An 8,063-nucleotide genomic window follows, 5' to 3' on the forward strand; every position below is an offset into this window, starting at 1 on the left:
AAAGCTAATACTATGGATGCGTTATGTACTGCATTAGACTGTTCTCCTGCGGATTTATGGAAACATACTCCTACTTATACTCAAAATATAGATAGTAATATGCAGCCAAAGTTAGCGAAAGCATCTAATGATAACAGACTTCCACCTATTTAATGGTAAGATTAAATGATTGATATGAGGAAATGTATAATTTGCGGTACTAATTTGAGTGAAAGTATAATCAAAAATAAGCAAAGGAAATGTTTCAATTGCTGTGATCAAGTACATTTAGATACTCTTTTAACCCCTTCTAATCTCGATAGTATCTTTTGTAAAAGATGGTCAGTTAATTTACTAACAAAATATAATGAATATTTAATAGATATAGGCTTAAAATTATCCTCAAGAAGGAAAAATATTGATATGGCAAAAAAAATATTTATCTTTGCTGAGAATGATTTCTTGAATCAATATACAATAAACTTGGAATGGCTACAAAAAAAGTGTGAAGGGGGACCAAAAACATTAAATAACGTAAAAATTAGCCTCTTATGTTTTTTAGAAGAACAAGGAATATTAAAATTACCTGATAAAAATGATGCAATAATGACAGGAATATTAAAACAAATTGAGAGATGTCCCAAAGAATTCGCAAGGCTAATGGAAATTTATTGTAATGTCCGTCTAGAGCTAAGAAAACGCCAAATAAGCAATAATGAAGTAAAACCTTTGAAATTAATTACTATCAGTTGTGATCTTAATATATTCATTAAACTAGCAAAATGGATTATCCAGGAACATGCAGAAGTGAGTTCCTGGGACCTTATACAGGAAGAACATATAAATGAATTTTTATTAACTTTGAATCCTACTAATAGAGAACTAGTAAGAAAAGATTTATATGTTTTATTTAAGATGGCTAAGCAAAAAAAAATAATAACTTACATACCAATGATTAATTATCCAAGTAGAGAGCTACCATTAGTTATGGAACCACTAAATATAAATGATCAAAAACGAGTAGCTATATTAATACAAAAAAGTATTCATTTAAATCCACTAGGAGGATTTTTAAGTAGCTTATGCTTTTATCATGGCATTTCAACAAAACAAATTCAAAGCATTAAGCTTTCGGATATTGATCTACTTGCTAAAAAAATAAATATTAAGGATAGACCACCTGTATATTTATTAATAGAAGATTTAATCTCATTAGAAAATTACTCAAAGATGCGTACTCAAATGAGGAATAATAAAAAGAGAGATTACTTAATTATTGGAGATCGAGGGGCTAAAATATATGAAAACAAGCCATTAGGTGCTCGTGCTATTCTACGCAAAGTAAAAGAATTAACCGGTTATACAACAAAACAACTTCGGATAACGTGCTTTCAATCTTTGTCAGCAATATTTGGACCACTGATGCTAATAGAAGCCTTTGGCTTATCAAAAACACAAGCATCCAGATATGGCAGGTTTGAGGAATACTTGCTGGAAGAGGAAATTAAGGCACAGAGAGATTGAAATAATATATACTAAAATGGCGTAAAAACGAGGTGAAATTGATGAGTAAAAAACTTGATGAATTCATATATCCAGTTACAGTGGAGGGTATGGGTGACCACCTTAAGAAACTATGAGAAGATTATCGAGGTGGTAAGAATAATTTCATTCAAATTGAGGCGGACTTAAGAAATCTGATGTATAAAAGAACCCGACTTTTTTGCTCTGCTGGTTACCCAAAGATTAATAGGCAAAAAGCGAGGTGACATTGTAAATATGATGGTAGGGACAATACAGATTTTTATTGAGGAGTGTTGAGTGTCGGTTGTCATTTACTTGATATAGGGATATTATAATATTTCCCAAAAACATACGCAAAAAAATAGTAATATATTGCACATAATTTCCTAATACTTATAAACGGTTGCTGAATTGTAATTTAAGTAAATTTATGTTACATATAATCAAATGTACCGGAAGGGATGAAAAATATAGCCCATGTTTTGGACAAAATATTACCGCATGCATCATATGTATACTCCGCCGAAATATTGTTATTAGAATCTGTCTCATATTCTACATTATCACTACTATAATGTTGAGTTTGCTGAGTGATGGCTATATTAGTCTGGTTATCGTTGTCGTCAAGAGTATCTTGTTTGTTACCACTCTGAAGTCTCTGTAATTCTGATATTTTTATCATAGATGTACACGTAGTTTTTCCTGAAGGAGACTCGATGTTAAATTACCATTTGCATTGTAACTAAGCCCCTACTTTTATTGTGTTCCCATTTTTATTTTTATCTTATCCATAGCTAAACAAATTCCATTCACAATTTTTTAACATGCCCCGGCAGGCTGATCAAAAACCCAAAACACGTGCAAGTTTTGAAAATCACACTTCATTTTTTAATAGAAAGTAATGATTCTGCTATTAAAACTGATAAAAATGCTCAGCCAGCCGGGAAATTTTCATAGCCATCAATCTAAGCTATATAAGTTAACTTATGTAGCTTAGATTGATGGCTATATGGGGTTTTTATGAGCGTACTAAATTTAATATAATATACCTTTTCGGTGGGAATGGTCAAAACACCTTATTTCAAAATTTACAATTTTTAAATATTAAAAGTTTTCTCTTTACTAGCTTTAATTTAAAATAATAATTTATCCAACTTTTTTATGCGTTTGAAATTTGAATCATAGCTTTGTCGGTCAATTAAGTTATAATACAGATCAATCGATTTTTGTTTTTGATTTACGTAAATGTAAGCTTTTATTACACATATATATTTTTTTTCGTATAAGAATTTAATTTTTGCCGTCATTCTGAAAGCTTTGTCAAAGTATCTAATAGCTTGTTCATAATTCTTTTTTTTATAATATAAAATGCCTATATCTAGATTAATACTTGATATTTCCATATCAGTTAAGTTTTCAAGATAAAGAGATTTCTTTAAAATATTTATTGCTTTTATTTTATTATGATGGATAACTTCATAATAAATAGCTCTATCATTATAGTCTTTTAGATTTTTAAATGATTTAAAATAATATTTATAAATTATCCATGAAAAAATGCCTAAACCTAAAATACCTTTAATTACATTAAATAGACTACCATCCATTATACACAATGCCTCCTTGAAAAGAAAAGTGAGAGTAGATAAATAAATTATAAGATTGATATTATATCATTACCATGCATCAACCATTTTATTTAATCGTCGTTCAGCATAAGTAATAGCATTATCAATAGCCCTCCCTACTGGGTTTCTGTTAAACCATCCCTCATAATTAAACAATTTATTGCCGACGGATAAGATTTTACCTACTATTGGAAAGGCTTTCCCCAAAAAGTAACCTCCAATAGATCCTTTGATAAATCCAATAACTGATCTTCTCAATACGTGTCTTTCAAGCATCGTAAATCCAGATCGTGCAGCTCTATAAGCGTATGATGCACCTCCTATGCCTCCTAAAAAAAAGAAAGCTATATTTGTTAATGTGTTTGTCCTAAAATCACTTGCTAATGAGCGAATAATTTTATGGAAAAGAGACTTCATAGATTGTTTCCATGTCCAATGTCCAGTGGGATCTATATTCATCACAGGATTATTATTACAGTAAGCATATTGATTCAGCGTTAATGCATTATCTTCAACCCCATGGAACGTATCCCTAGTTATAAATCTTCCCACATTAGCATCATAATACCTAGCCATTAAATAGTACAATCCTGTAGATTCATCATATCTGTACCCTGCATATCTATATGGATTACTTAATGCCATAACCACTGTTTGAGACAGTATATTGCCCCATGCATCATAACTGTATTGTGCTGCAATATTTCCAGCAGCATCTGTAAGGGCAGTAACATCACCATGTGCATTTACATGGTAATAGTAAGTTACACCACTTTTTGTCATTGTTACAGGGTTGCCTTGAGCATCCCATGTATACTCTGCTGTAATATTGTTAGCAGAATCTGTTTCATATGCTACCTTATCACCACTATAGTGGAAGGAAGTTGTTCCACTTGGAGTTGTCATGCTAATTCTTTTTCCTTCATGGTCATAAGCAAATGAAGCTATGACTGTACCAACAGAATTCTTTACTTGAGTTAAATGGTTTTCTATATCATACACAAAGGTTTTAGCACCATTGCTTGTAAGGTTGCCATTTGCATCATATGTGTATGCCTGACCATTAACAGCTGTAAGCTGATTTCCAGAATCATTGGTGTAATTGGTTGTAGTTATAGTTCCAGCTTGATTTACTGTTTTCTTTGTTCTATTTCCCGCAGCATCATACTCGTATGAAACTACACTCCCATTAAGTAAAGTTTCCTGAGTGAGCTGATTTAAGTCATCATACTGATATGAAATAGTTCCTGTATTTGTTACAACACTTGTTATATTGTTGTTTGCATCATAACTATATTTGTATGAGTCTATCAACATTCCAAGTCCTCTATAGTTTTTAACTAACGTAATCCTATTTCCACCATCATATTCAAATGCAGTATATGTGCCGTTAAAACGGTTAGCGGATATTACATTGCCTCTTTCATCATATACAAATGAAACTATATTACTGCTGTTTCTTGATAGTGCTATAAGCTGATCTAAAGAGTTATAACGAGATCCATTGTTTACTGTTGTGCTTCCTGCTGTTATAGCTAGATTTGTCTGGTTATTGTTATCGTCAAGGGTATAATGAATCTTGTTTGATGCACCCTCTGAAACTTCAGTAACCCTATTATTTTTATCATAGATATAGCTTGTAGCTTTACCTGAAGAAGATTCAGTTGCAGTTATTAAATTACCATTTGCATCGTAACCTAATCCCCACTTTTGTGTTCCATTATAGTATACTCCGTCATTTCTATTTAAACCATCATAAGTGTAAGATGCGGTATCACCTTTAGGGAATATTATTTTTGTTGTGTTTCCATTTTTATCGTACCCAAATTGCAGTATTTGATTCAATGGGTTTGTTATCGTAGAAACGGTATTAAATTCATTATAATTGTAGTTTGTGGCATTATTTTTGGCATCAGTTACTTTTGTCCTGTTACCATTACCATCATAATTATAAGAAGTAACTCCATTTTTTGCATCTGTTACCTTTGTAAGAAGATTTAAAGGATTATATTCAAAGGAAGTTATTTTACTCTTAGCATCTGTAACGCTGGTTTTGTTTCCAGCAGCATCATTACCCAGTAAAACAGTATTTCCATTTGGATCTTTTACGCTCGTTACATAGTTTCCCTTTGCATCATAGCTATTTGTTGTAAAAGTTCCTTGAGCCTCAAGACGCATAGAATCAAAATATGCAGAACCTGTTTGATTATAGAAATAGTAATATACATCCACTGAATTTAATGCTTTTTTGGGTTTTATTTCTGCTGATGCTACATGCTGCCAGCCGGTGTCAGTTTTACTAAAATCATTACCATTTGTCCAGTCAACAGTTCCATCGGTATTATTTATTGCAATCTGAAGTGAATAGTCCCCTCCATTAACGCTTGCTCCAACCTGTTTAGACCAACCGGATAGAGTAAGAGGATCATTTACAGCTCCTGAGTAATTTATATGTTGTTTTATATATTTATTCTTTCCACTTTCTCCAGTAAGCTTAAACGCATTGTTACCAGTATAAACCTCACTGCTTTGTATGCCATCATTTACTGATAAGTTACTGCTGGTTATCCAATTATCCGGAACTTTATTGACATCTATGTCTTTTTCAAAGCTTGAGTTGTCTACCAGGTTATATGCACCTAAAACTGTTCCTTTTTCAAGTTGAATTCCATCAAAATACGCTGTACCTGAACCCGCATTTAATCCTACGGATACCCTTACCTTTGATGTATTTAAAGGAAAACTGTCAACCACCGCCTGAATGCGTGTCCAGTCATGGTCACCTTTTAGAGCATAGGCAGATTTTTGTCCAAGCCAATTGTTTGAAGAATCAAGGAATTCTACCTTTACAATGGCGGTATTTGTAGTTCCTGTGGTTTTTACATATCCACTGACTATATATTTATCTCCTGCTACATAAGGCACTGTATCTGAATATGCAATTGCCCAGCCTGTAGGATTCGAAACACTTACAGATTTATTGCCAAACTTTGAAGTAGCTGGCCATGCAAACGTTGCTGTTTTACCTGATTCTGTAGCGCTTGTCCAGTTATCAGACCAATTATCAGCATTTTCATCCATTTCGAAGCTTGAATTTGATATAAGGTTATCTGCTGTTGACATTGGCTCAGTAGAGTACAATAGGTTTCCTGAGGAATCATATCTACTTGCAACTGTTTGAGTATTGGGGTCTGTTGATTCTATGTTGTTATTTTTTGAGTCATAATCCGATAAACTTGTGTTTCCGTTAAAATCATTTTGTGAAATTAAATTATTATTTGCATCATGGTTATAGGTGGATGACTGATTTTCTGGAAGTTTAACGTTTGTTATATTCCCATTTAAGTCATAGGTATAAACATATGAAGATGTTCCACTTATCTTATTTTCATTTGCATCAATAACCTCTACAAGGTTATTGTTATTATCATAAGCGTATGTTGTAACCGCCTTTTTAGCTACATCTAATGGATTTTCTGTAACTTGTACAACATTTCCATTTGCATTGTAGGTATAGGCTATTCTCTTTCCTTCTCCATCTGTTGCAGTGGTAACCATATTTGTTGTGTCATAGGTATAAGTGGTTACACTATTTGTAACTGTGCCATTTATTGTTATAGGAAGGGTAACAGTTGAGACTCTATCAGAAGCATCATAAACAATGGACGTTGTGATATTTCTTGCATCAGTTACTGAAGTTAGCTTATGAGCAGCATTATAAGCCAAGGATGTAATATTTGAAGCTGCATCTGTTACCTTGATTAAATTTTTAGAAGCATCATACTCGTAGCTTGTGGTATGACTTGCTGAATCAATTATACTTGAAACATATCCATTTGTTCCATATGAAATTGTTGTTGTTCTTCCTGATGCATCCGTAATTGTGCTTAACTTGCTGGAAACGTAGGAATAAGTAGTTATATTTCCATTAGTATCTACTAAAGATGAGGTTTTACCACTAGTATTAAAGTTAATTTTTGTACCATCTATTTGGGTAATAGCATAAGTTCCGTCTCCGTTTTTAACTAGTGTTAAATAAACTCCCCCTGGGGATTCATATCCTCCGTATACATTTTGTCCAAAGATATGACGAGTATTATCACCATCAATTAAAGTAATTGGTCCACTACCTGAGTCCACAAGCGTAGCTTCTAAATTACTAATCCACCCATAACCAAAGCTATTAGCAACATTAGATTTTCTGCTGTTATAAGTCCTGGTTACACTTACAGGTAGTCCTTTGCCTGGTACTGAAACATCATTACTTTGTAAAACTAGATTACCGTTAGATGGATTCACACCATCTTTTGTACAGCTCCAAAAATCTTCGAGGCCTATAGGGTCTACCGTATAGTTAATGGTAATCCTTGGCGTATTACTTCCGCTATTTACAGTATTAAATGCCCTATAAGGTGTTGTAGATTCACTTTGTTGTTTTAACATTAATCCATAATTGGGCAGAACACCATTATACCAATCTTTTACTAGTTGGGTTGTGTCCCATTGCCAATATTGGTTATAGGTATTACTAGTTACTGTTGACTCCTTTGTTGTGCTAGTCGAAGGCTGGGTGTTCCATGTAGAACTGCCTGTCCAACTGCTAATAATTTTAAATAAATCTATAGAAACATTGGTTGCATCACTTTTTGTTTGATAAACATTAAAATTAGCACTTGATATTTTACTATCACTTGGTAAACTTGACATACTAAATTGAGCTAGTGAACGTGTAGCTCCATAACTAGGTGTAAGTCCCGTATACATAGAAATAATAGAAGAATAAGATGTATCTGGTTGAGAACTAGATGTTAGAGGACACTTTAATTTGCAGTAAATCCTCACTTTTAGACAAGAACATCAGCACCTTTAAATATGTATAGAAAAGCACAAGATGTATTGAATACAACTTGTGCTTTTTGTTTAGGCTCTAAT

The 8,063-nt window shown here is 32.8% G+C and carries 4 protein-coding genes; 2 read left to right on the forward strand and 2 right to left on the reverse strand.

The genetic code is table 11. From position 1 onward, the window contains the following. Window positions 1–12: 12 nt before the first annotated feature. Together JJD95_RS20200 and JJD95_RS18675 are read left to right on the forward strand one after the other, a co-directional pair. Window positions 13–153 (forward strand): helix-turn-helix domain-containing protein, encoded by a 141-nt coding sequence (locus JJD95_RS20200; protein ID WP_367114853.1) that lies wholly within the window; start codon window positions 13–15, stop codon window positions 151–153. 249 nt (window positions 154–402) lie between these two features. After that, entirely contained in the window at window positions 403–1,503 is a 1,101-nt protein-coding gene (locus tag JJD95_RS18675; protein ID WP_291644773.1) for a hypothetical protein, read from the forward strand. Window positions 1,504–2,636: 1,133 nt separating this feature from the next. Here the strand turns inward: JJD95_RS18675 and JJD95_RS18680 are convergent. Continuing rightward, entirely contained in the window at window positions 2,637–3,110 is a 474-nt protein-coding gene (locus tag JJD95_RS18680; protein ID WP_291644774.1) for a hypothetical protein, read from the reverse strand. 69 nt (window positions 3,111–3,179) lie between these two features. Beyond that, a complete protein-coding gene (locus tag JJD95_RS18685; protein ID WP_291644775.1) occupies window positions 3,180–7,973 on the reverse strand; it encodes a DNRLRE domain-containing protein in 4,794 nt (1,597 codons plus the stop codon). Window positions 7,974–8,063: the final 90 nt, after the last annotated feature.

The sequence above is a fragment of the Clostridium sp. genome, assembly GCF_016650035.1.
GTDB lineage: Bacteria > Bacillota > Clostridia > Clostridiales > Clostridiaceae > Clostridium_AD.

Excerpts from the sequence above, each read along its gene's own strand:
- JJD95_RS18675 (WP_291644773.1), top strand. The coding sequence starts at position 403 with ATGGCAAAAAAAATATTTATCTTTGCTGAGAATGATTTCTTGAATCAA.
- JJD95_RS20200 (WP_367114853.1), top strand. The coding sequence starts at position 13 with ATGGATGCGTTATGTACTGCATTAGACTGTTCTCCTGCGGATTTATGG.
- JJD95_RS18680 (WP_291644774.1), bottom strand. The coding sequence starts at position 3,110 with ATGGATGGTAGTCTATTTAATGTAATTAAAGGTATTTTAGGTTTAGGC.